1 protein-coding gene is annotated in these 319 nt (G+C 68.3%); it reads right to left on the bottom strand.

What is annotated here, in order from left to right:
* A partial coding sequence (locus XalbCFBP2523_RS16045) for a hemagglutinin repeat-containing protein (RefSeq protein ID WP_211286592.1) occupies positions 1-319 on the bottom strand: 319 nt, incomplete at both ends.

The following is a 319-nucleotide window of genomic DNA, read 5'->3' as shown; positions in this document are numbered from 1 at the left end:
TCGCTGTGGATGTGCAGGTCGCCCCCCACATCCGCCATCACCCGGTTGGCCGACAGCACCGCGCCATCCAGCGTCGTGTCATTGCCACTGAGGATGGTCGCGGTGTTGCCCGCCGACAGGTGGCTATTGCGTTGGGTCACGTCCGTCCCATCGCCCTGACCGTGCGCGGTGCTGGCGTTGGCAGTCACCCCCATCGCCGCGCCGTCCGCGCCATAGTTCACCGCCACACCGATCGCCGCGCTGCCGCTCTTGCTGCGGCTGTGCTGCTCGCTTGTGTCCTGTGCCGACTCCACCGTGATGTCGTGGTCGGCCGCCAGCA

Source organism: Xanthomonas albilineans (assembly GCF_002939705.1).
In the GTDB taxonomy this organism is placed as follows: domain Bacteria; phylum Pseudomonadota; class Gammaproteobacteria; order Xanthomonadales; family Xanthomonadaceae; genus Xanthomonas_A; species Xanthomonas_A albilineans.
This window is presented reverse-complemented; position numbering and strand designations above follow the sequence as displayed.